Origin of the sequence: Kluyvera sp. CHPC 1.2972, from assembly GCF_036759925.1 — a bacterium.
GTDB lineage: Bacteria > Pseudomonadota > Gammaproteobacteria > Enterobacterales > Enterobacteriaceae > Kluyvera.
Window position 1 is genome coordinate 148,310 of sequence record NZ_JAPKIB010000002.1, and the last position, 21,888, is coordinate 170,197.

19 protein-coding genes and 2 tRNA genes are annotated in these 21,888 nt (G+C 55.2%); 8 read left to right on the forward strand and 13 right to left on the reverse strand.

The features are described 5' to 3' along the window. Positions 1-43: 43 nt before the first annotated feature. From V6944_RS04210 to V6944_RS04225, 4 genes are all read right to left on the reverse strand, one after another. The gene (locus tag V6944_RS04210; protein ID WP_333498013.1) at positions 44-742 is read right to left on the reverse strand and encodes a fimbrial biogenesis chaperone; all 699 of its coding nucleotides are present in this window, start codon (positions 740-742) and stop codon (positions 44-46) included. A gap of 14 nt (positions 743-756) precedes the next feature. After that, positions 757-1,251 (reverse strand): Csu type fimbrial protein, encoded by a 495-nt coding sequence (locus V6944_RS04215; protein WP_333498014.1) that lies wholly within the window; start codon positions 1,249-1,251, stop codon positions 757-759. A gap of 479 nt (positions 1,252-1,730) precedes the next feature. Then, on the reverse strand, positions 1,731-2,768 hold the full coding sequence (locus V6944_RS04220) for a virulence RhuM family protein (protein ID WP_333498015.1): 1,038 nt from the start codon (positions 2,766-2,768) through the stop codon (positions 1,731-1,733). Positions 2,769-2,864: 96 nt separating this feature from the next. Beyond that, positions 2,865-3,155 carry a SymE family type I addiction module toxin gene (locus tag V6944_RS04225; RefSeq protein ID WP_333498016.1) on the reverse strand — a complete coding sequence of 97 codons (291 nt, stop codon included), beginning with the start codon at positions 3,153-3,155 and terminating at the stop codon, positions 2,865-2,867. A gap of 126 nt (positions 3,156-3,281) precedes the next feature. Between V6944_RS04225 and V6944_RS04230 the strand changes: the two genes are divergently transcribed. Continuing rightward, complete coding sequence (locus V6944_RS04230) at positions 3,282-3,473, forward strand: toxin-antitoxin system HicB family antitoxin (RefSeq protein WP_333498017.1); 192 nt, start codon at positions 3,282-3,284, stop codon at positions 3,471-3,473. Positions 3,474-3,475: 2 nt separating this feature from the next. On the opposite strand, the gene V6944_RS04235 is transcribed toward V6944_RS04230, so the two are convergent. The 3 genes from V6944_RS04235 to V6944_RS04245 all read right to left on the reverse strand — a co-directional run bounded on the left by V6944_RS04235 (position 3,476) and on the right by V6944_RS04245 (position 4,753). Continuing rightward, positions 3,476-4,078, reverse strand: coding sequence for a DUF6680 family protein (locus tag V6944_RS04235; RefSeq protein ID WP_333498018.1), 603 nt, complete (start codon positions 4,076-4,078; stop codon positions 3,476-3,478). Between the two features lie 101 nt (positions 4,079-4,179). Next, positions 4,180-4,274, reverse strand: a tRNA-Sec gene (locus tag V6944_RS04240). A 385-nt stretch (positions 4,275-4,659) separates the two neighbouring features. After that, a tRNA-OTHER gene (locus tag V6944_RS04245) sits at positions 4,660-4,753 on the reverse strand. Positions 4,754-5,043: 290 nt separating this feature from the next. Between V6944_RS04245 and V6944_RS04250 the strand changes: the two genes are divergently transcribed. Both V6944_RS04250 and yicI read left to right on the forward strand, forming a co-directional pair. Beyond that, positions 5,044-6,438, forward strand: a complete 1,395-nt coding sequence (locus V6944_RS04250) for a glycoside-pentoside-hexuronide family transporter (RefSeq protein WP_333498019.1) — start codon at positions 5,044-5,046, stop codon at positions 6,436-6,438. A gap of 11 nt (positions 6,439-6,449) precedes the next feature. Continuing rightward, positions 6,450-8,768: an alpha-xylosidase gene (gene yicI / locus V6944_RS04255; protein ID WP_333498020.1), complete on the forward strand. Its 2,319-nt coding sequence runs from the start codon at positions 6,450-6,452 to the stop codon at positions 8,766-8,768. Positions 8,769-8,912: 144 nt separating this feature from the next. Here yicI and V6944_RS04260 read toward each other — a convergent pair whose 3' ends face one another. Both V6944_RS04260 and V6944_RS04265 read right to left on the reverse strand, forming a co-directional pair. Then, positions 8,913-10,589, reverse strand: a complete 1,677-nt coding sequence (locus V6944_RS04260) for an AsmA family protein (protein WP_333498021.1) — start codon at positions 10,587-10,589, stop codon at positions 8,913-8,915. A gap of 119 nt (positions 10,590-10,708) precedes the next feature. Then, positions 10,709-12,100 (reverse strand): nucleobase:cation symporter-2 family protein, encoded by a 1,392-nt coding sequence (locus V6944_RS04265; RefSeq protein ID WP_333498022.1) that lies wholly within the window; start codon positions 12,098-12,100, stop codon positions 10,709-10,711. Between the two features lie 284 nt (positions 12,101-12,384). On the opposite strand from V6944_RS04265, the gene gltS reads away from it, so the two are divergent. Continuing rightward, positions 12,385-13,587, forward strand: coding sequence for a sodium/glutamate symporter (gltS, locus tag V6944_RS04270; RefSeq protein WP_333498023.1), 1,203 nt, complete (start codon positions 12,385-12,387; stop codon positions 13,585-13,587). 98 nt (positions 13,588-13,685) lie between these two features. On the opposite strand, the gene glpK is transcribed toward gltS, so the two are convergent. Both glpK and V6944_RS04280 read right to left on the reverse strand, forming a co-directional pair. Further along, positions 13,686-15,194 carry a glycerol kinase GlpK gene (glpK, locus tag V6944_RS04275; protein WP_185667506.1) on the reverse strand — a complete coding sequence of 503 codons (1,509 nt, stop codon included), beginning with the start codon at positions 15,192-15,194 and terminating at the stop codon, positions 13,686-13,688. Positions 15,195-15,215: 21 nt separating this feature from the next. Continuing rightward, positions 15,216-16,064 (reverse strand): MIP/aquaporin family protein, encoded by an 849-nt coding sequence (locus V6944_RS04280; RefSeq protein ID WP_220440721.1) that lies wholly within the window; start codon positions 16,062-16,064, stop codon positions 15,216-15,218. 421 nt (positions 16,065-16,485) lie between these two features. Here V6944_RS04280 and zapB point away from each other — a divergent pair, with 421 nt between their 5' ends. From zapB to V6944_RS04300, 4 genes are all read left to right on the forward strand, one after another. Beyond that, positions 16,486-16,731: a septal ring assembly protein ZapB gene (gene zapB, locus V6944_RS04285; protein ID WP_115073675.1), complete on the forward strand. Its 246-nt coding sequence runs from the start codon at positions 16,486-16,488 to the stop codon at positions 16,729-16,731. Between the two features lie 206 nt (positions 16,732-16,937). Further along, positions 16,938-17,927 carry a sulfate/thiosulfate ABC transporter substrate-binding protein Sbp gene (sbp, locus tag V6944_RS04290; protein ID WP_220440720.1) on the forward strand — a complete coding sequence of 330 codons (990 nt, stop codon included), beginning with the start codon at positions 16,938-16,940 and terminating at the stop codon, positions 17,925-17,927. 151 nt (positions 17,928-18,078) lie between these two features. After that, entirely contained in the window at positions 18,079-18,834 is a 756-nt protein-coding gene (locus tag V6944_RS04295; protein ID WP_333498024.1) for a CDP-diacylglycerol diphosphatase, read from the forward strand. 73 nt (positions 18,835-18,907) lie between these two features. Continuing rightward, positions 18,908-20,212, forward strand: a complete 1,305-nt coding sequence (locus tag V6944_RS04300; RefSeq protein WP_333498025.1) for an SLC13 family permease — start codon at positions 18,908-18,910, stop codon at positions 20,210-20,212. Positions 20,213-20,328: 116 nt separating this feature from the next. Here V6944_RS04300 and tpiA read toward each other — a convergent pair whose 3' ends face one another. After that, entirely contained in the window at positions 20,329-21,096 is a 768-nt protein-coding gene (gene tpiA, locus V6944_RS04305) for a triose-phosphate isomerase (protein ID WP_333498026.1), read from the reverse strand. Positions 21,097-21,204: 108 nt separating this feature from the next. Continuing rightward, the gene (locus V6944_RS04310) at positions 21,205-21,801 is read right to left on the reverse strand and encodes a DUF1454 family protein (RefSeq protein ID WP_333498027.1); all 597 of its coding nucleotides are present in this window, start codon (positions 21,799-21,801) and stop codon (positions 21,205-21,207) included. Positions 21,802-21,888: the final 87 nt, after the last annotated feature.

Here is a 21,888-nt window from a genome sequence, read left to right on the forward strand (position 1 = left end):
TAACACATTGATAAATATTAGAATTAATGTAAGGCGCAGTCCGCTATAGCGTTTGTACCGTTTTTTCGCCATTGACCGTAACTTCTAGCTTTTCTCCCTGGCTTGCGCCATTTGGTAATGCCCAGCGCATTGTCGAGCCGGGTAGGACATAGCCTAATAATCCGGGCGTGATATTTTTGCGGCTGCCCGATGCCGTAATAAGAGTGACTTCAGAGAGTTGGGCGTGCCCATTGCCCTGATTATTCACCTCAAGAAATGCATCCCCGTTGCTGTGGCGTATCTGCCACTGTAATTTTGCGAGGGTATTTTCGACGCCTGGAGGCTGGATAAAAACGGGTACGGAATAATGAAGGACAAACTGCAGGTTATTTTTCTTTGTGCTGGATAACGGCAGTTCGTTAATCGATAACCGATAGGCATCTTCAACCTTTGTGGGCGTACCGGTGCGGATCACGCGAATAAGCTGTTTACCGCCAGGCGGAATGGTCAGCATCGGCGGGCTGATAACCAGCCCCTGTGAGGACGCGAGTTGGTCACCGTAGCCATTTTGGCTCCAGTGAAAGACGCGCACCTGCGCGTTGATAGGGCTATCTCCTGAGTTGCTCAGCCAGATACCTTCCGCGCGCTGGGTTTGCTGCAAACTGAGAGTGACCGGACTCACCTGCAGGCCGCTAGCAGAGGCGTGAGCGCTGAAAAATGCTAGCCCAGACAGGCAGATAAGTGCACGCTTTTTCCAGTCCATATGCTATCCCTGAACTAATAGTTAAGCTTAACGGTTACCGTGTCGCTGTAGCTATCCGCTGTGAAGTTCGCGTTGGCGACAACCGCATAAACAGTGAATGGTTGCGGCCCCCCGGTGCCCTTGCTCGATACAATAATGCTGCTAGTGCCGACATCGCTTCCCCAGACGGTTCCTGTTGTATCCTTAGCCAGCTGGTAGGGCACTTTGTCATTGTTGGTACTGAGCGTGCCTGCCAGCAGCCCCGACCCATTTAGATCATCATTGGAAGGGGACAGGCCAATCGTATAAGGCGTGTCTTTGGAGCAGTTAACGGAAATATCGGCATGTGCCGTTACCCTGCCTGACGTTGAGGCTACGGGGGTAAACGTAATGGGCGTACCCGAGGTTACGCTACAGGCTTTAGTAATGGTGAGTAGTACCTGAAAAGTACTGGTAGTAAGATCGGCCTGCGCGGTAGAAATAAAAGCGCATGAAAGACCGAAAATAATGAACTTGATAGGCGCGTTCATGATATCAACCTCTACACGGGAATTGTTTTTTAGTGATAAAACAATAAGGTATGGAGTGTTTGTTTCTTATATAAAGGTAGAGTAGGTAGCGGGATTCTGCCAATTTGCCTTAAAGAATATTTATTAAAAATAGATCGCTCATCACCTTATTGGGTGATAAATGTGAGATATAAAATATATGATATATTTAAAGGCTAAGTGATTATTTGAAATGAAATAATCGATATTACATACGGGGAATAAATAGAAGCATATTTTATTTAATATAAAACAATATGTAGTATTAATTAAATATGATAATAACGTCGCGTATCGCTTTTTCGGATCATTCCCTAAAAATAGTAGGCTCGGGTGTCGCTTTTTTGCCGGGTGACGCGATGCTTACCCGGCCTACCATTGCACCGTACCCGTTGGCCCGATAAGCGCAGCGCCATCGGGCGGTGCACGTGAGCACATTATCGAATTACTGGCTTCCTACACTACTTTTTCGTTTCTTTCTTCCATTGCAGCAAATTGGCAATATCCTTCTCACCTTCCGCCTCTTTTAAGCGTCGCTGCTGTTCTGCAAACTGCTCGTACTCTGCCCGAGCCTTATCATCTGCCGCTTTTTTACTGACCTTACCCGCACCATGCAAAACGTCACGATCGTTAAACTGCAGGAATTGGTCGAGCTTCACCTGCCAGTCGTGCAGAAAGACCTGCTGACGGCGACGCGCCTGATCTTCAGCAAAATCCAGCCACATATTCACGACGCGGTTAAGCTCGCTCACTTCCTCCTGGCTGAGATAGTTTTTCGCGGTTGTGATATCACTTTTACGGACTTCTTCGCCTTTGTAGCTGGTCAGGCCCATATGCGGTAGGCTGGCATTGGCTCGCTGGTGAATCAACTCGGCTGCTGTCTGCCCGGTGCAGGCAAAATGCAGCTTGTTCTGGATAGTCTGGAAAAACTGTGTGGTTTCTTTGAGCGAGGGCTGGTAGTCAGCAGCCAGGGCAAAAATCTCGCGGACGCGTAAATAAACCCGACGTTCGCTGGCCCGAATATCGCGGATGCGTTCGAGCATTTCATCGAAGTAGTCAGGCACGGCAGATGAGCCTACCGGCGGATTTTTTAGCCGCTCGTCGTCCATCACAAAACCTTTGATCAGGAACTCTTGCAGCGTTTGAGTGGCCCACTGGCGGAACTGCGTGCCGCGAGTCGAGCGGACGCGATAGCCGACGGCGAGTATTGCTTCGAGATTGTAGTGCTCTATCTCTCTGGATACCTGACGTTTTCCTTCCTGGCGAACTATCCGGAATTTCCGGATAGTTGAATTTTGACCAAGTTCACCGTCGGAAAAAATGTTGATTAAATGCTCGTTAATGGTTCGAACATCTTTATCGTAGAGTTCAGCTATTGAAGCCTGAGATAACCAGATGGTTTCAGACTCAAAGCGACATTCCACACGTACTTTCCCATCACCGCTGGCAAACATAATAAACTCGCCTGCCGGGGATTGGGGTAAATGCTTCTCTGCCATGTCGCCTCCGATTCCATGTGACTCACAATGCGGTAATGCGCTCAGTATGCCAGAAATCAGAACCTGTAAGGCAGACTTACAGGTTCATCATTACCTTTAATGCCTCGCCGAAACCGCCGCTTCAATCCCTTTCAGCTTCAACTGCGTCTCCTTCAACTCCGCCAGCAACTTCTGCTCCTGTTCGCCATAGGCCGTAAGGACGATGCAGCCTTCCATCACTTTTACGTTAACCTGTTGTCCGGTTTCGAACCCGGCCTCGCGCAGCCACTTCCCGGAAAGGGTGAGGCTTGGCGTGTTTTTGTTTGCACCCTGCGGGCGATATCCCACAATTATTGTGCGCTCGGTGTTTGCTGCGGGTAAGTCTGGGGTAGAATGCGAGTCAGCCATAATCAACTCCTTGATAGTTGGTGAGGTTAGACGCTCTGGTTGTGTTCCTGCACATCAGAGCGTTGTCTAGCAAAGGAGGTTTAGGTGGCCTCCTATATATGTCAGAATAGATGGATAGGTGGCCTCATGTCAATCATATCGCGCGAAAAAAAACCAAAAGGCGGCGGGCAATCACCGCAGTTCAAGATGCGTATTGATCCGGCATTGAAGGAGCAGTTGGATGCTGTGGCGGCGGAGGAAGGGGTTAGCCTCGCCAGTTGGTTGAAGGAACTAGCGAGAGAAGCACTCATTAATAAAGGGATTGAACCAAAGGGCTAAAATTAACTGTTTCTTAGATCTTGGTTACTCGCCTGGGTCTCCTCATCTCTTTTATTTGTTTCGTTGAATGGAATATTTGTGATAGTCATTGGCAAAGAGGTTTTACCAGAAAAAATATCCTCTAGGCCTTTTAATATGTTAGCCTGTGTGGTTTCTAAATCCCCATGTGCAATTGGCCTGTAACAGTCTCTTTGTAACTGAACTTTATCAAAGTCATAATTCATGGCTTGAGCAATTGCGTATAGAAGATCAGTAAATAAATCGTCAGATTTTGATATCCATATGTTTATGTCAGGGTATTCTTTTGCTTTATTTAAGTGGTTGTTGTAGCTTTTCCAGGCATGAGTTACTGCTTGTTCTTTTTTAGTTTGGAATCGTGTTTTAATTAAAGGAATTTTTCGCCCGTAAAACTCTATGTCAATCATGTTTAATGCTTGAACGTGATCTCTATGAAGCCTTTGTGACCTGGTTGACATCAATGTTCTAAATATATTAAAACGGTTTTGTTTTTTTTCACGAAATTGCTCTAAGATTTTTTGTATTTCGACAGCCAGTATTGGTCCTATTATCACTGCTGCTGTCATTACAATATCTTTGTATTCCATACCGAAGAATCCACTCATTATTTCACCTGTAAAAGTAATAGAGGTAAATAGTATTGAATAAACAGAAGTTTTTTAATATAGAACTGATATGTCATTATAATTGGCGGAAGATCACAGGAGTCGAACCTGCCCGGGACCGCTGGCGGCCCCAACTGGATTTGAAGTCCAGCCGCCTCACCGGAGACGACGATCTTCCGCGCCTACATTGCTACATGGAGGCGGGGCGCATTATAGCTACTTTCAATCATTTACCACATCCCCCCAGGGCACATTTTTCGTCCCGCAGCCCGGTCACTTTTGGACTCTCCAGATAAAACCCTGCTTTTTCTTAGGGTTACATTTTTAACCTGTAACACCGCACACAATTTACCGCACTTCTTGCCCGATGAATGGCGTAAAAACCAGCGCCATAACCGAATATTTGACCATTTCACGGCCATTTCGCGTTGTGTTTATCAACCGCTGGCCGCGCAGGCTTACGGCGTAAACGAGCCGGGACAGTATCAGTACGGAAAGCGATAACGCTAAGGGAGAGTATAGATAAAACGGGTAAATACTTTGGCGGAAAAGTGAGCGAATTTTGGCGGAGATCGCAGGAGTCGAACCTGCCGGGAGCCGCAGGCGGCTACCACTGGAAATTAAGTCCAATCGTCTCACCGGAGACGACGATCTTCCGCGCCTGCATTGCTACATGGAGGCGGGGCGCATTATAGCCACTTTCAAACGGTTACCACATCTTTACTTACATTTTTCGCCATCTTTTTTATATCTGCCGCACGGCATGGATAGAAATTCCTACAAAATCCGCAAGTTACACTTCGACACACTCTACCCACCAACCCAGATCACATAAATTAAGAAACGTAATTTGATAACGAGATATCGCAATTCACCTTATACGGCGGATGGTTTAAAAAACATGTAACCGGTACCAAGGTGGCTTCGGTGCGAAAAGGGTTTGAAAGATGAAGAGCGAAGTATTATCTGTCAAAGAGAAGATCGGCTACGGCATGGGCGATGCCGCCAGCCATATCATTTTCGATAACGTCATGCTTTACATGATGTTCTTCTATACCGATATCTTCGGTATACCCGCAGGTTTTGTTGGCACCATGTTCCTTCTGGCGCGCGCGCTGGATGCAATCTCCGACCCGTGCATGGGGCTGCTGGCTGACCGTACCCGCAGCCGCTGGGGCAAGTTCCGCCCGTGGGTGCTGTTTGGCGCGCTGCCGTTCGGCGTGGTCTGCGTGCTGGCCTACAGCACCCCGGATTTCAGCCATAACGGCAAACTGATTTATGCGGCGATCACCTACACGCTGCTGACCCTGTTCTACACCGTGGTCAACATCCCTTACTGCGCGCTGGGCGGGGTGATCACCAATGACCCGACGCAGCGTATCTCGCTGCAGTCCTGGCGCTTCGTGCTGGCGACGGCGGGCGGCATGCTCTCTACCGTATTAATGATGCCGCTGGTGAATCTGATCGGCGGCGATAATAAAGCGCTGGGCTTCCAGGGCGGTATCGCGGTGCTCTCCGTAGTGGCGTTCCTGATGCTGGCATTCTGCTTCTTCACCACCAAAGAGCGCGTGGAAGCGCCGCCAACCAATAACTCCATGCGTGAAGACCTGCGCGACATCTGGCACAACGACCAGTGGCGTATTGTCGGCCTGCTTACCATCCTCAACATCATGGCGGTCTGCGTACGCGGCGGCGCGATGATGTATTACGTCACCTGGATTATGGGTTCCCCGGCGCTGTTTACCGCCTTCCTCACCACCTACTGCGTCGGCAACCTGATTGGCTCGGCGTTAGCCAAACCGTTGACCGACTGGAAATGCAAAGTGAGCGTCTTCTGGTGGACCAACGCCATTCTGGCGGTCCTGAGCCTGGCGATGTTCTTTGTACCGATGAACGCTAGCGTCATCATGTTTGCCTTTATCTTCGTGATTGGCGTTCTGCACCAGCTCGTGACCCCGATTCAGTGGGTCATGATGTCCGACACCGTTGACTACGGCGAATGGCGTAACGGTAAACGTCTCACCGGCATTAGCTTCGCGGGCACGCTGTTCGTGCTGAAGCTCGGCCTGGCGCTGGGCGGTGCGATGATTGGCTGGATGCTGGCCGGCGGCGGTTATGACGCCGCGGCCAAAGTGCAGAACCCAACCACCATCAGCATCATTATTGCCCTGTTCACTATCGTACCGGCGATTTGCTACCTGCTGAGCGCCGTTGTGGCGAAGCGCTTCTATACCCTGAAAACGCCGTTCCTGGTCAAGATGATGGCTGAACTGGCGAGCGGGGCGCACCGCACTCAGCAGGATTTTGAAAACGTATCTATGAAACAATCTCTCGGGAATTAAGAGGACGAACTATGAAGATCAGTGATGGAAACTGGATGACCCAACCGGGTCTCAACTTAATTCATCCTGTCCAGGTGTTTGATGTTGAACAGCATGGCAATGAATTGGTGGTGTACGTGGCGCCGCGCGATGTGCGGGAACGTACGTGGCAGCTGGATACGCCGATGTTCACCATTCGCTTTTTCTCTCCTCAGGAAGGGGTGGTTGGCGTGCGCATTGAGCACTTCCAGGGCGCGCTGGATAAAGGCCCGCACTACCCGCTGAACGTGCTGAAAGATGTGAAGGTACACATCCAGAACACCGCTGAGTTTGCCGAGCTGAAAAGCGGCAACCTGAGCGTGCGCGTCACCAAAGGTGAATTCTGGTCGCTGGACTTCCTGCGCAACGGCGTGCGTATTACCGGCAGCCAGCTGAAAAACAACGGCTACGTGCAGGACAGCAACGACGATCGCAACTATATGTTCGAGCGTCTGGACCTCGGCGTAGGTGAAACCGTTTACGGCCTGGGCGAGCGCTTCACCGCGCTGGTGCGCAACGGCCAGAACGTCGAAACCTGGAACCGCGACGGCGGCACCAGCACCGAACAGTCCTACAAAAATATTCCGTTCTACCTGACCAACCGCGGCTACGGCGTGCTGGTGAATCACCCGGAAAACGTCTCCTTCGAGATTGGCTCTGAGAAAGTCTCCAAGGTGCAGTTCAGCGTCGAAGGCGAGCATCTGGAATACTTCGTTATCGACGGCCCAACCCCGAAAGAGGTGTTGAACCGCTATACCCAGTTCACCGGCCGCCCGGCGCTGCCACCGGCCTGGTCCTTCGGCCTGTGGCTGACCACCTCGTTCACCACCAACTACGATGAAGCGACGGTTAACAGCTTTATCGACGGCATGGCGGAGCGCGACCTGCCGCTGCACGTCTTCCACTTCGACTGCTTCTGGATGAAAGCCTTCCAGTGGTGCGATTTCGAATGGGACCCGGTGACCTTCCCGGACCCGAAAGGCATGATCCAGCGCCTGAAAGACAAAGGGCTGAAGGTCTGCGTGTGGATTAACCCGTACATCGGCCAGAAATCCCCTATCTTCCAGGAGCTGAAAGAGAAGGGCTACCTGCTCAAACGCCCGGATGGTTCTGTCTGGCAGTGGGATAAATGGCAGCCGGGCCTGGCGATTTATGACTTCACCAACCCGGAAGCCTGTCAGTGGTACGCCGACAAGCTGAAAGGCCTGGTGGAGATGGGCGTCGACTGCTTCAAAACTGATTTCGGCGAGCGCATCCCGACCGACGTTCGTTGGTTCAACGATGCTGACCCGCAGAAAATGCACAACCACTACGCCTACATCTACAATGAGCTGGTGTGGAACGTGCTCAAAGAGAACCTCGGCGAGAAAGAAGCAGTGCTGTTTGCCCGTTCCGCCTCGGTGGGCGCGCAACAGTTCCCGGTGCACTGGGGCGGCGACTGCTATGCCAACTACGAATCGATGGCGGAAAGCCTGCGCGGCGGCCTGTCGATCGGCCTGTCCGGCTTTGGCTTCTGGAGTCACGATATCGGCGGCTTCGAAAACACCGCTCCGGCGGATGTCTACAAGCGCTGGTGCGCCTTCGGCCTCTTCTCCAGCCACAGCCGCCTGCACGGCAGCAAATCCTACCGTGTGCCATGGGCGTACGACGAAGAGTCCTGCGACGTGGTGCGCTACTTCACCGAAATGAAGTGCCGCATGATGCCGTATCTGTATCGTCAGGCGGCGCTGGCGAACGAGCAGGGCACGCCAATGCTGCGCGCCATGATGCTGGAATTCCCGGACGACCCGGCGTGCGACTACCTCGACCGTCAGTACATGCTCGGCGACTCTCTGGCAGTAGCGCCAGTGTTCACTGAAGCGGGCGACGTGCAGTTCTACCTGCCGGAAGGCCGCTGGACGCACCTGTGGCATAACGACGAGGTGCAGGGCAGCCGCTGGCATAAACAGCAGCATGACTTTATGAGTCTGCCGGTGTACATACGCGACAACACCCTGCTGGCGCTGGGCAACAATAACCAGGTGCCGAACTACGCCTGGCATGAAGGGACCGCATTCCAGCTGTTCCATCTGGAAGACGGCCGTCAGGCGGTCTGCGAAGTGCCAGCGCAGGACGGTTCGGTTATCTACACGCTGACCGCGAAGCGTCAGGGTAACGTGATTACCGTGACGGGCAACGGCAAGGCGAGCGGCTGGACGCTGTGTCTGCGCAACATCCAGCAGGTGGCTGGCGTGCAGGGCGGGGTTCAGGCGGGCAGTGAGCTCGGCGTGGTGGTGACGGCGCAGGGTAATGAGCTGGTAATTACGCTTTAGTATTGAGGGTGCCCCCTCACCCTAACCCTCTCCCCGCGGGGGAGAGGGGAACACTCGCACGATCTCTTTGTAGCCCGGCCAAGCGCAGCGCCGCCGGGGCGGCTCCGAGCCAACCCCGGGGTCGACGTGAACGCCTCGCCCGGGCTACTTCATCACCCCACCCTGCATCTGCTGGATCACTTCCTGCTTATCCATATTCACCGCATGCAGCTCCCCGTTCACCGTCGGTTTCAGCGGCGCATCGGCCTGCACATTCCCGCTTGCCGTCAGCTGAATATTCCCGTCACCGGTAATCGGTAGCGCGGGCCAGCCCCACTGCTCGAGTAGGTTCAGCGGCACGCCGCGACCGTTCAGCGTCACGCGGGTCTGGCGTTGTGGCTGCTGGGCCACGGTGGCGGTGGCTTCCAGAATGCCTTTTTCGGTAAAGGCGCTCAGTTCAGTGATATTCACGTTTGAAGCATCGGCGTTCAGCGTCATGGATGGGCGACGAACATCAACGCGGTTAAAGGTCGCCGCTGCGCCGTTCAGCGTCGTGCTGCCGCCCCAGATGCCCCACTGGCGATTTTTCGCCAGCTGCAGGTTGGCACCGTAACCGTCCAGCGCGGTAACCTGCCATGGGAAGTCCGGGGTGATATCAATCACCAGGTTGCGGCTGGCACCGAATTTCTTCAGCGTCACGCTTTGCAGCCATGGCGGAAGCTGTTCCATCCACAGCGTTTTCCAGTTCTCCGGCAGCGTATATTCCAGTCCGGCGAAAACCGCGTCGTCCAGCACCAGCGCGTTACCGGCGCGTAACCAGTTGCCGGAGCTACGCACCATGCCACCTTCCCAGCGCGAGGTGAACTGACGCAACGCAATACCTTGCGGTGAGAACTCGGCGTTGAGGATCGGGTCGAGCAGATGCAGCGAGCCGTAGATAAACTCACTGGCGTTCATCGAGATTTTGCCATCGTCGCTCTGCCAGCCGCCCTGGCTGAGGGTCAGGTTGCGCAAGTTGAGGTCGAGGTCGGTGACCGCCCAGTCCGGCCCCTGCAGGTGCGCGTCGGTAATGTCCAGCCGACCAATCTGCAACGATGGCACGGTGGTGAGCGGGGCCAGGAAATCAAGCAGCGACTTGTCGCTTTGCATGCGAATATCATTAAGGCGCAGATTATCGACCACCCAACTGCCGTCGCTGTTGCGCCGTGCATTGCCGGTGAGCGAGCCACGCGCCATATCCGCGCCCACGGTAGTTAAGGTCACCTCACCGTTATTGAGCGAGCCTTCAATCAATGCATTGGTGGCCGGTACGCCGTTAAGCGACAGCGAACCGGCGCTCATCTGAATCTGGGCTTTGGTGCCCAGCACGTTGCCTGCCACCGGTGCCCACGGCATCACGCCGCCAGAGACCCGCTGGGCGCTCAGTTCCCAGCCGGTTTCCGGGCTGTTTAGCGCCATATTGCTCAGTTGCAGGCGGTCTGCGGCAAACGGCAGCGGCGCGGTGGAAGGCGACAGATTCAATGTGCCATCCTGCAACAAAATGGTGTCGACGTGCAGCGGGTCGGTTATCTGGCGCGAACTCAGGCCGATATCCACCGCTTTGGCGACCAGCGTGGCGGGCTTGCCGTCGCGGCCAAAGGTGACGTTTTTCAGCAGGATATGTGAAGGTGAAGAGAAGCGATGGTCCATCGCGTCAAACGTGATGTGATAGGCGGTGTTATCGCTCAGCCACTGGCTAACGTGACGTGCGCCCCAGCGTGTTTGCAGCAAGAAATAGAAGGCCAGGATCACCAGCAGCAGGGCGATCAACAGCCAGATAATGAGCTTTCCAAGAAATTTCATGATCTTCCGTCCTGAGAAGGGCACATAAACCTGTTATGCATGATTTATGCGCATTCCTCAAGGCGGGAATCGTATTATTCGATGTCAGCGGCAGTGGCGAAACCACTGCCGCGACGGGATTACGCTTTTTCCGGCGGGAAGACCAGGTTGAGGATAATCGCGGTGATACCCCCGGCAGCGATGCCGGAAGAGAGCAGGTTTTTCAGCCAGTCCGGCGCGAACTGTAGAATTTGTGGCTGCTGAGAAACGCCCAGACCAACGGCCAGCGACAGCGCGATAATCAGAATCGCACGACGGTTCAGCGGCTCACGGGAGACGATACGCACGCCGGAAGCGGCGATGGTACCGAACATCACCAGCGTTGCGCCGCCGAGTACTGGCTCAGGAATGTGCTGCACAAAGCCGCTTACCGCCGGGAACAGGCCGAGCACGATCAGCATCAGCGCCACCACGAAGCCCACGTAACGGCTGGCAACGCCGGTCAGCTGAATCACGCCGTTGTTCTGCCCGAAGCAGGAGTTCGGGAAGGTGTTGAAGATGGCTGATACGCAAGAGTTCAGGCCGTTTGCCAGCACGCCGCCTTTCAGGCGTTTCATATAGACCGGGCCGGAAACCGGCTGCTCGGACACGTCGGAGGTGGCGGTGATGTCGCCAATGGTCTCGAGCGAGGTAATCATAAACACCAGCATCAGCGGCAGCAGCAGGCTCCAGTCGATGCCTAAGCCGTAGTACAGCGGCGTTGGAATGGTAATCAGGCTGCTGTTCGCCGGGGCAGCGTTCTCCGGCAGCATGCCGAGGAACCACGCCATCAGGTAACCTGCCGCCATGGCAATCACCAGAGAGGCAATGCGCAGGTACGGGTTACGCTGGCGGTTCAGCAGAATAATGATGCCCAGCACGATCCCTGCCAGCAGCAGATTTTTCGGGGCGCCGAAGGTGTGGTCGGCCATCGCCGCGTAGCCGCCGCCGATGGAGGTCAGGCCCACCTGAATCAGCGACAGGCCGATAATCATTACCACCACACCAGAAACCAGCGGCGTAATCACGCGGCGCGCCAGGTGCAGTACGCGGGAGATAATCATCTCGGTGCAGCTCGCCAGCATCAGGGTGCCGAACAGCGCCGCCATCATCGTTGGCACGTCCGCACCGCCGGTTTTCAGCGCCGTGCCGCCCATGATCAGAGGGGCGACGAAGTTAAAGCTGGTGCCCTGAATCGACAGCAGGCCAGAACCTACCGGGCCCCAGGCTTTGATCTGAATGATGGACGCCACGCCGGAGGCGAATAACGACATGCTGATAATGTGCTGAGTGTCTTCCGCTGGCAGGCCAAGCGCCTGACAGATGAGCAGCGCCGGTGTGATCACCGCGACAAACATCGCCAGCAGGTGCTGGAACGCCGCGAACAGGGTCTGCGGCAGCGGTGGGCGATCTTCCAGACGATAGATTAATTCGCTGTTCTGCGAATGCGCAATCGGTTGCGCATTAGCTTGATCGAGTGTGTTAGAAGACATCTCAGAGGTAATCCCGTGGTGGAAAAGTGGCGATTTTAGCGGACTGGTTGGTAAAAGCAATCGGTTGCTTTCACTGATGGCAAATTATTGCGGAAAATAGCCGTGCAAAATAAAGGGATTTGGCGGGGTAAGTTAACGAAAATGATGACAAATAATACGTTTTTCTACCCTGATCGCCTTTTTCTTGCTTACACTTTTGCCCAACGCCTCATGAGGAGGTGTGGACGACATGGGAAATTGGTCGCGTGTGAATGAATCATACGTTTTAGTCAGGAGCTGTAATTATGTTTCATCTCGATACCTTATCGACGCTCGTTGCCGCAACGCTGGTGTTGCTGCTAGGACGAAAACTGGTTCAGAGCGTTCCCTTCCTTAAGCAATACACTATCCCCGAGCCCGTTGCGGGCGGCCTGTTGGTCGCGCTAGCGCTGCTGGTGCTGAAAAAGAGCATGGGCTGGGAAATCGACTTCGATATGAGCCTGAAGGACCCGTTGATGCTGGCGTTCTTCGCCACAATCGGCCTTAACGCCAATATTGCCAGCCTGCGCGCGGGCGGCAAGGTGGTGGGGACGTTTCTGATTGTGGTCGTTGGGCTGCTGCTGCTGCAAAACGCGCTGGGCATTGGTATGGCGAAGCTCTTAGGGCTCGACCCGCTGATGGGGCTGCTGGCGGGGTCGATAACGCTCTCCGGCGGACACGGCACCGGGGCGGCGTGGAGCAAGCTGTTTATCGAACGTTATGGCTTTGAAAATGCGACAGAAGTAGCGATGGCCTGCGCCACCTTTGGGCTGGTGCTCGGCGGCCTGATTGGTGGCCCGGTGGCGCGCTATCTGGTGAAACACTCGTCGTCGCCGAACGGCACGCCGGACGATCTGGAGGTGCCGACGGCGTTTGAAAAGCCGGACGTGGGGCGCAGTATTACCTCGCTGGTGCTGATTGAAACTATCGCGCTTATCGCCATCTGTTTGACGCTGGGTAAAGTCATTGCGCAACTGCTCGCCGGTACGGCGCTGGAGCTGCCGACGTTCGTCTGCGTGCTGTTTGTTGGGGTGATCCTCAGCAACGGTCTGGCGCTGATGGGCTTTTATCGCGTGTTCGAGCGGGCGGTGTCGGTGCTGGGTAACGTCAGCCTGTCACTGTTCCTGGCAATGGCGCTGATGAGCCTCAAGCTGTGGGAGTTAGCGGATCTGGCGCTGCCGATGATTGTGATTCTGGCGGTGCAGACCGTGGCAATGGGGCTGTATGCGATTTTCGTCACCTACCGCCTGATGGGCAAAAACTACGACGCGGCGGTGCTGGCGGCGGGTCACTGTGGCTTTGGCCTTGGCGCAACGCCGACGGCGATTGCCAATATGCAGGCGATTACCGAGCGTTTCGGGCCGTCACATATGGCGTTTCTGGTGGTGCCGATGGTGGGGGCGTTCTTTATTGATATCGTCAACGCGCTGGTGATTAAGCTGTATTTGATGTTGCCGATGTTTGGTTGATGGGTGATGCCGTCCCCGGCGTCGCTGCGCTCGGCCGGGCTACGTTAGATAGGTAGCCCGGGCGAGGCGCTTGCGCCGACCCCGGGGAGGCTCAGTGCTTACCCTTCGTGATCTTCCCACGCTAACGCGCGTTTCACCGCTTTCTGCCAGCCGCTGTAGCGGAAGTTACGCTCGGTGGTTTCAATCCCCGGACGGAACTCACGCTCAATCACCGCTTTCTCCTGCAGCTCATCCAGGTTCTGCCAGAAGCCGACCGCCAGACCGGCCAGGTAGGCCGCGCCGAGCGCCGTCACTTCACGCACTTCCGGGCGCTCCACGCGGGTGCCAAGAATGTCGGACTGGAATTGCATCAGGAAGTTGTTGGCGACCGCGCCGCCGTCCACGCGCAGGGCGTGCAGACGAATACCGGAGTCTGCCTGCATCGCTTCCAGCACGTCACGGGTCTGGTAGGCGATGGATTCCAGCGTGGCGCGAATAATATGGTTCGAGTTCACGCCGCGGGTCAGGCCGAAAATAGCACCGCGCGCATACGGGTCCCAATATGGTGCGCCGAGGCCGGTAAAGGCTGGCACCACGTACACGCCGTTGGTGTCCTTCACTTTGGTGGCGAAGTATTCGGAGTCGAACGCGTCGCTAATCAGCTTCATTTCGTCGCGCAGCCACTGAATGGAGGCTCCCGCCATGAAGACCGCACCTTCCAGCGCGTAGTTCACTTCGCCGCGTGGGCCGCAGGCGATGGTAGTCAGCAGGCCGTGGCTGGAGGCCACCGCTTTTTCCCCGGTGTTCATCAGCATAAAGCAGCCGGTACCGTAGGTGTTTTTCGCCATCCCTTCTTTCACGCACAGCTGGCCGAACAGCGCCGCCTGCTGGTCACCGGCAATCCCGGCGATAGGAATACGCGTACCGCCTTTACCACCAATGTTGGTCTGACCGTACACTTCGGAAGACTTGCGCACTTCCGGCAGCATGGCGCGCGGGATATCCAGCGCGTCCAGCATCTTGTCATCCCACTCCAGCGTGTTGATGTTGAACAGCATGGTACGTGAGGCGTTGGTGTAGTCGGTGACGTGAACGCGGCCCTGGGTCATTTTCCAGATAAGCCAGGTGTCAACGGTACCAAACAGCAGTTCGCCGCGTTTCGCACGCTCGCGGGAGCCTTCGACGTGGTCGAGGATCCACTTCACTTTGGTACCGGAGAAATACGGGTCCACCACCAGACCGGTGGCTTTGCGTACGTACTCTTCCATACCGTCGCGTTTCAACTGCTCGCAGATATCCGCGGTACGGCGGCATTGCCAGACGATGGCGTTGTAAATTGGCTTACCGGTTTCGCGCTCCCACACCACGGTGGTTTCACGCTGGTTGGTGATACCTATAGCGGCAATCTGGTCAGAGCTAATGTCGGCTTTTGCCAGTACTTCAACCAGCGTGGAGCTTTGGGTTGCCCAGATTTCCATTGGGTCGTGCTCAACCCAGCCTGGCTTAGGGTAAATTTGTTCGAATTCGCGCTGTGACACGCTGACGATGTTGGCGTCATGATCCATAACGACGGCGCGGGAGCTGGTGGTGCCCTGGTCGAGCGCAACGATATATTTTTTGTCAGTCATAATGAACGTTCCGTAGTCAGTTTACAGCGAAGCATTTTGTTGGTTCTGGCTGGAGGCCGCCTTCGGCTCTTCAACCTCGCAGGTGTCGCACGGCAGGTGACGGCCAATCAGCTTGCGATAGCTGAACGCACCCAGCGCAGCACCTACTATTGGCGCACACAGCGGCACCAGGAAGTAAGGAATATCTTTGCCGCCGGTGAAGGCGACGTCGCCCCAGCCTGCCAGCCAGGCGAAGGTTTTCGGTCCAAGGTCACGCGCAGGGTTCATCGCAAACCCGGTCAGTGGACCCATGGACGCACCGATAACCGCAATCAGCAGGCCAATCAGCAGTGGAGCCAGCGGACCACGTGGAACACCGTTACCGTCGTCGGTGAGTGCCAGGATTACGCCCATCAGGATAGCGGTAATCACCATTTCTACCGCGAAAGCCTGCACAAAATTGATATGTGGGTTCGGGTAAGTCGAGAAAATACCCGCCAGTTCAAGACTTTCGACGCTGCCGCGCACCATATTGTGCGTGTGTTCGAAGTCGAGGAAAAGGTTGTAATAAAGCCCGTAGACCAGTGCGGCAGCGCAGAACGCACCGGCAAACTGAGCCACGATGAACGGAACGACTTTACGCCCGTCGAAGCAGGCGAACAGCCAAAGGGCAATGGTCACGGCCGGATTAAGATGTGCACCGGAAACCCCTGCAGTCAGGTAAATGGCCATCGCCACGCCCAGACCCCAGATGATACTGATTTCCCACTGCCCGAAGGTCGCACCGGCGACTTTCAACGCTGCGACACATCCCACGCCGAAGAAAATCAACAACCCGGTACCAAGAAACTCGGCAATGCACTGGCCTTTTAAGGTTGATGTCTGGCTCATAATCGGAATCCTAAAGACTAATTGATGATTATTGTGTTCATGGGCGTTCGTAACACTCATGTTGCCTTGTAGGCATAGTGTTAATTTATCGTTAACGAGCGTAAACGAGAAATATCGAAATCAAAATGTGTGTGCCTCGTCAAGAAATGAGCGTTTTCGCGCCAATAAATGAACATTATCGGAACGAAAACTGTGAGGGGAGAAACATTCTTGCCGCTAAACATTTAACAATTTAATGGGAAAGTGCGCTAACGCTCCAGGACCAGGCCGAAAATTGCGGACAACCGCAATCTACAGGCTCTGGCGCTGGACAGTCGCGACGGCGCTCCATACAATCGACTGCAAGCCGTGCGCTTATTTACGTTAAGGCGTCGCCGGGGTTCCGGGACGATATCAACGCCTTGCAAGATCAGGAGAGGTTATGACGATGTCATTAGAAGTGTTTGAGAAACTGGAAGCGAAAGTTCAGCAGGCGATTGATACCATCACGCTGTTGCAGATGGAAATCGAAGAGCTGAAAGAAAAGAACAACACCCTGGCGCAGGATGTACAGTCTGCACACCAGAGCCGTGAAGAGCTGGAGCGTGAAAACAACCAGCTGAAAGAACAGCAGAGCGGCTGGCAGGATCGTCTGCAGGCGCTGCTCGGCCGCATGGAAGAAGTCTAATTCCACTCCTCCCCGGGCAGTTTATAACGGCCTGGGGATGTTCCTCCCCGCCTATTTTCCCCACTGAGTGATTTCGAGCAAACGCGCATTTCGCGTGCCTGCTTATATTTCAAAACTGCATAATCAATCTTTTTTTATTCTTTAATCATTGGTTAGATTTCTGGCAGGCTAGCCTCATTACAACACAACAGATAAGAGAGCGGGCGATGAATAAGTGGGGCGTAGGGTTAACTCTTTTGCTGGCTACTACCAGCGTACTGGCTAAGGACATCCAATTACTCAACGTGTCGTACGATCCGACGCGTGAACTGTACGAACAATACAACAAGGCGTTCAGCGCGCACTGGAAAAAAGAGACCGGTGATAACGTGGTGATTCGCCAGTCGCACGGCGGCTCTGGCAAGCAGGCCACTTCCGTGATTAACGGGATTGATGCCGACGTCGTTACGCTGGCGCTGGCCTATGACGTTGACGCCATTGCTGAACGTGGCCGCATCGACAAAAACTGGATCAAACGCCTGCCGGATAACTCCGCGCCGTATACCTCGACCATTGTGTTCCTGGTGCGTAAAGGCAACCCGAAACAGATTCATGACTGGAACGACCTGATTAAACCGGGCGTTTCCGTGATTACCCCGAACCCGAAAAGCTCCGGTGGCGCTCGCTGGAACTACCTGGCAGCCTGGGGCTACGCCCTGCACCACAACAACAACGATCAGGCCAAAGCGCAGGATTTCGTGAAGGCGCTGTATAAGAACGTGGAAGTGCTGGACTCCGGCGCTCGCGGTTCGACTAACACCTTCGTAGAACGCGGTATCGGTGACGTGCTGATTGCCTGGGAAAACGAAGCGCTGCTGGCGACGAACGAACTGGGCAAAGACAAGTTTGAAATCGTTACTCCAAGCGAATCTATCCTCGCCGAGCCGACCGTTTCCGTGGTCGACAAGGTGGCGGAGAAAAAAGGCACCACGGCGGTGGCTGAAGCTTACCTGAAGTACCTCTACTCGCCGGAAGGCCAGGAGATCGCGGCGAAGAACTACTATCGTCCACGTGACCCGGCGGTGGCGAAGAAGTATGAAAGCGAGTTCCCAAAACTGAAGCTCTTTACCATTGATGATGAGTTCGGCGGCTGGACCAAAGCGCAGAAAGATCACTTCTCTAACGGTGGGACTTTCGACCAGATCAGTAAGCGTTAACCCATGTAGCCCGGCCGAGCGAATGCGACGCCGGGTTTTGCACGGAACATCCCCGGCGTCGCTTCGCTTGGCCGGGCTACCTGGTTAGAAATGTTCTGTTGGTCATAAATCTACGTTACTCTTCCCCCTCTGTTTGATTTGGGGAGATAAAATGACACGGATAAAATACCTGCTGGCAGCGCTGCTGGTGTTGGTGATTGCCGCGGGAGCGGGCGGCTGGTACTGGCTGCATTCCGGTAACCCGGACGCGCTGCGCCATATTGTGCTAGACCAGTGTGTGCCTAATCAGTTCAATCATCGCACCCCGGCACCCTGTGCCGACGTGAACCCCAAAGGCGGCTATGTGCTCTTTAAAGATCGCAACGGCCCGCTGCAGTATCTGCTGATGCCAACCTACCGCATCAACGGCACCGAAAGCCCGCTGCTGCTCAACCCGCAGACGCCAAACTTCTTCTGGCAGGCGTGGCAGCGTCGTATGATCATGAGCGACAAACGGGGTTCGGAAGTACCGGATAGCGCGATCTCCCTGACCATCAACTCCCGAACCGGGCGGACGCAAAACCATTTCCACATCCATATTTCCTGCCTGCGCAAAGACGTTCGCGAGCAACTGGACGGCGATATCGCCGCCATTAGTAGCCGCTGGCTACCGCTGCCGGGCGGGCTGATGGGGCATGAATATCTGGCGCGTCGCGTCACCGAAAACGAGCTGGCGCAGCGCAGTCCGTTCCTGATGCTGGCGGAAGAGGTCCCGGAAGCGCGCGACCATATGGGGCGTTTCGCGCTGGCGCTGGTGAAGCAAAGTGATGACTCGCTGTTGCTGTTGGCGACCGAGCGTAATCTGCTGACCCTGAACCGTGCCTCCGCCGAGGAAATTCAGGATCATCGCTGCGCAATCCTGCAATAACCCCACCTAATCTGGCGTTTACCTGTCTACCCTGTCGTCGTATGCTTGCTGAAAAAAACGACAGGAGACAGGTATGTCGCTCTGGTTTTCCCACCCTCTGTTCCTTCCCTCTATCATCGTTGGCGTGACTATCCTGCTGTGGGCGACCTCGCTGCTGCCGGAGTTTATTACTGCGCTGCTGTTTTTCGCCGCGGCGATGACCGCGAAAATCGCGCCGCCGGACGTTATCTTCGGTGGCTTTGCCTCGTCGGCCTTCTGGCTGGTGTTCAGCGGTTTTGTGCTCGGCATTGCCATTCGCAAAACCGGGCTGGCGGATCGCGCCGCGCGGGCGCTCTCCTCAAGGCTCACCGACTCCTGGCTGCTGATGGTCGGCAGCGTGGTGCTGTTAAGCTACGCGCTGGCGTTTGTGATGCCGTCCAATATGGGGCGTATTGCGCTGCTGATGCCGATTGTGGCGGCAATGGCGAAGCGTGCCGGTATCGAAGATGGCACTCGCGCGTGGTACGGGCTGGCGCTGGCCGTAGGCTTTGGCACCTTCCAGCTTTCCGCCACTATTCTGCCGGCAAACGTACCTAATCTGGTGATGAGCGGGGCGGCGGAGGGGGCCTACGGCATCCACCTCAACTACGTGCCGTATCTGCTGCTGCATACGCCGGTGCTGGGCTGGCTCAAGGGTGCTGCACTGGTGGGACTTATCTGCTGGCTGTTTCCCGGAAAACCACACCCGCCGCGCGACCTGGAACCGCTGCCGCCAATGAGCGGGGATGAGAAGCGCCTGGCGTGGTTATTAGCGGTGGTCTTAACGCTATGGGTGAGCGAGAGCTGGCACGGCATAGGGCCAGCCTGGACCGGGCTGGTGGCCGCGGTCATTACGTTGCTGCCGCGCGTGGGATTTATCAACGGCGACGAATTTGCCAGCGGGGTGAACATTCGCGCCTGCGTTTACGTGGCGGGGATTCTCGGGCTAGCGATCACCGTGACCCAAACCGGGATTGGTGCGGTGGTAGGCAATGCGCTGCTGCATGTTATGCCGCTCAGTGAGGACGCGCCATTTACCAGTTTCCTGGCGCTGACCGGCATTACCAGCGCGCTGAATTTTATTATGACCGCCAACGGTGTGCCTGCGCTGTATACGACTTTTGCTCAGAGCTTCTCCGATGCCACCGGCTTCCCGCTGCTCAGCGTGATTATGATTCAGGTGCTGGGCTACTCTACGCCGCTGCTGCCGTATCAGGCCTCGCCAATCGTGGTGGCAATGGCGTTAGGGAAGGTGCCTGCGCGGGCGGGGATGCTGCTGTGTCTGGCGCTGGCGGCGGTGAGCTATTTGCTGCTGTTGCCGCTGGATTATGCGTGGTATCAGGTGCTGGGGAAATTATAAAAAAACCGGCCAAATGGCCGGTTCTTCCCGGCGGCGCTACGCTTGGCCGGGCTACGGGGAACCTGGTAACCCGGACGAGGCGAATGCCGTATCCGGGGTAGTTCCGCGTTAATGTCTTACGCTTTTTTCGCCGCTTCTGCAGCTTTAACGATCACCGCGAAAGCGTCAGCTTTCAGGGATGCGCCGCCAACCAGCGCGCCGTCGATGTCAGGCTGAGTGAACAGCTCTGCTGCGTTGCCTGCGTTGACGGAACCGCCGTACTGGATGATAACCTGTTCAGCGATTTTCGCGTCAGCTTTAGCAATGTGGTCACGGATGAATTTGTGAACAGCCTGAGCCTGTGCTGGGGTTGCAGATTTACCGGTACCGATAGCCCATACTGGTTCGTATGCGATAACCACGCCTTCGAAGGCTGCTGCGCCCTGAGTTTTCAGAACCGCGTCGATCTGACGTGCGCAAACTTCTTCAGTTTTGCCTGCTTCGTTTTCTGCTTCGGTTTCACCGATGCACAGAACTGGGATCAGACCCTGTTCTTTCAGAACGGCGAATTTCTTAGCGATCAGTTCGTCAGATTCTTTGTGGTAGGTACGACGCTCTGAGTGGCCGATGATGATGTAGGTTGCGCCAACATCTTTCAGCATTTCAGCGGAAGTTTCGCCGGTGAATGCGCCGGACAGGTTCAGGTCAACGTTCTGCGCGCCCAGGTGGATGCGGCTGCCCGCAGCGGCGTGTTTAGCCTGATCGATGTACATTTCTGGTGGCGCGATAGCAACGCCACAACCAGCAACGCCAGCCAGTTCGGTACGCAGATTAGCAATCAGCTCGTTTACCATGTGGCGGCTGCCGTTCAGTTTCCAGTTACCCATCACTAAAGGATGTCGCATTTCGATTCTCCACGCTTATCAGCGAATTAAGGAATATGGCCGCCCGTCAGGGCAGCATGGTCTGTGAAACAGTATAGAGATTGAATGTCATGAAGGCTTTGCTTTTTATCATTTATTCTCCCCTTCAAGATTCTCCGATAGCGCCAGCTTAATCGGTTCAACGGCGAAGGTCAGCCCTTTTTCACCGTTATCTGCGACAACATAGCGTACGGCGCCTTCGGTGCTGGCGACGTAGCGTTTACCTTTGCCCTGCGCCAACAGTTTTTGCAGCTTTTGCAGGCTTTGCGGTTTGGTGAGCGTCGGGATCACGGCGCGCATCAGGGCGCTCATATATTCCTGCGCTTTATTTTTCGCCGCTTTCTGTTCTGGCCCCTGGATTGGCAGCCAGGTTATCTGAATCGATTTAATTTTCAGCGTACCGCGCTCCAGCGCCGTTGAGGCGTAGAGGTTTTCGTTAATCTTGCTGGCGGCTCGGGTAATATTGAGCTGATCGCGGCTGGACGCGATGGCGCGGAACTCATCGAGCGGTAGCGTCGGGTTATCGGTATTGAATTTTTCCCGGAACTGGCTGATGGAGAGGTCAAAGACCGGCGCGCCAGACAGCAGATATGGCGCAACGGCCGCAGGCGACTGCGCCGACAGCACGGACTGACCGGTGCCCAGGGCCACAAGCCCCACCAGACACAGCGTTATCCATTTTTTCATGCTTATCGTCCTCCTCTTTTCAGATGACGATTAAAACGGGAACCGCCTCGCTTGTCAAAATGTAGCCGCTTCAGGGTAAACTACGCG

Coding starts and splice junctions, on each gene's coding strand:
- V6944_RS04210 (WP_333498013.1), bottom strand. CDS start 742: ATGGACTGGAAAAAGCGTGCACTTATCTGCCTGTCTGGGCTAGCATTT.
- V6944_RS04215 (WP_333498014.1), bottom strand. CDS start 1,251: ATGAACGCGCCTATCAAGTTCATTATTTTCGGTCTTTCATGCGCTTTT.
- V6944_RS04220 (WP_333498015.1), bottom strand. CDS start 2,768: ATGGCAGAGAAGCATTTACCCCAATCCCCGGCAGGCGAGTTTATTATG.
- V6944_RS04225 (WP_333498016.1), bottom strand. CDS start 3,155: ATGGCTGACTCGCATTCTACCCCAGACTTACCCGCAGCAAACACCGAG.
- V6944_RS04230 (WP_333498017.1), top strand. CDS start 3,282: ATGTCAATCATATCGCGCGAAAAAAAACCAAAAGGCGGCGGGCAATCA.
- V6944_RS04235 (WP_333498018.1), bottom strand. CDS start 4,078: ATGGAATACAAAGATATTGTAATGACAGCAGCAGTGATAATAGGACCA.
- V6944_RS04250 (WP_333498019.1), top strand. CDS start 5,044: ATGAAGAGCGAAGTATTATCTGTCAAAGAGAAGATCGGCTACGGCATG.
- yicI (WP_333498020.1), top strand. CDS start 6,450: ATGAAGATCAGTGATGGAAACTGGATGACCCAACCGGGTCTCAACTTA.
- V6944_RS04260 (WP_333498021.1), bottom strand. CDS start 10,589: ATGAAATTTCTTGGAAAGCTCATTATCTGGCTGTTGATCGCCCTGCTG.
- V6944_RS04265 (WP_333498022.1), bottom strand. CDS start 12,100: ATGTCTTCTAACACACTCGATCAAGCTAATGCGCAACCGATTGCGCAT.
- gltS (WP_333498023.1), top strand. CDS start 12,385: ATGTTTCATCTCGATACCTTATCGACGCTCGTTGCCGCAACGCTGGTG.
- glpK (WP_185667506.1), bottom strand. CDS start 15,194: ATGACTGACAAAAAATATATCGTTGCGCTCGACCAGGGCACCACCAGC.
- V6944_RS04280 (WP_220440721.1), bottom strand. CDS start 16,064: ATGAGCCAGACATCAACCTTAAAAGGCCAGTGCATTGCCGAGTTTCTT.
- zapB (WP_115073675.1), top strand. CDS start 16,486: ATGACGATGTCATTAGAAGTGTTTGAGAAACTGGAAGCGAAAGTTCAG.
- sbp (WP_220440720.1), top strand. CDS start 16,938: ATGAATAAGTGGGGCGTAGGGTTAACTCTTTTGCTGGCTACTACCAGC.
- V6944_RS04295 (WP_333498024.1), top strand. CDS start 18,079: ATGACACGGATAAAATACCTGCTGGCAGCGCTGCTGGTGTTGGTGATT.
- V6944_RS04300 (WP_333498025.1), top strand. CDS start 18,908: ATGTCGCTCTGGTTTTCCCACCCTCTGTTCCTTCCCTCTATCATCGTT.
- tpiA (WP_333498026.1), bottom strand. CDS start 21,096: ATGCGACATCCTTTAGTGATGGGTAACTGGAAACTGAACGGCAGCCGC.
- V6944_RS04310 (WP_333498027.1), bottom strand. CDS start 21,801: ATGAAAAAATGGATAACGCTGTGTCTGGTGGGGCTTGTGGCCCTGGGC.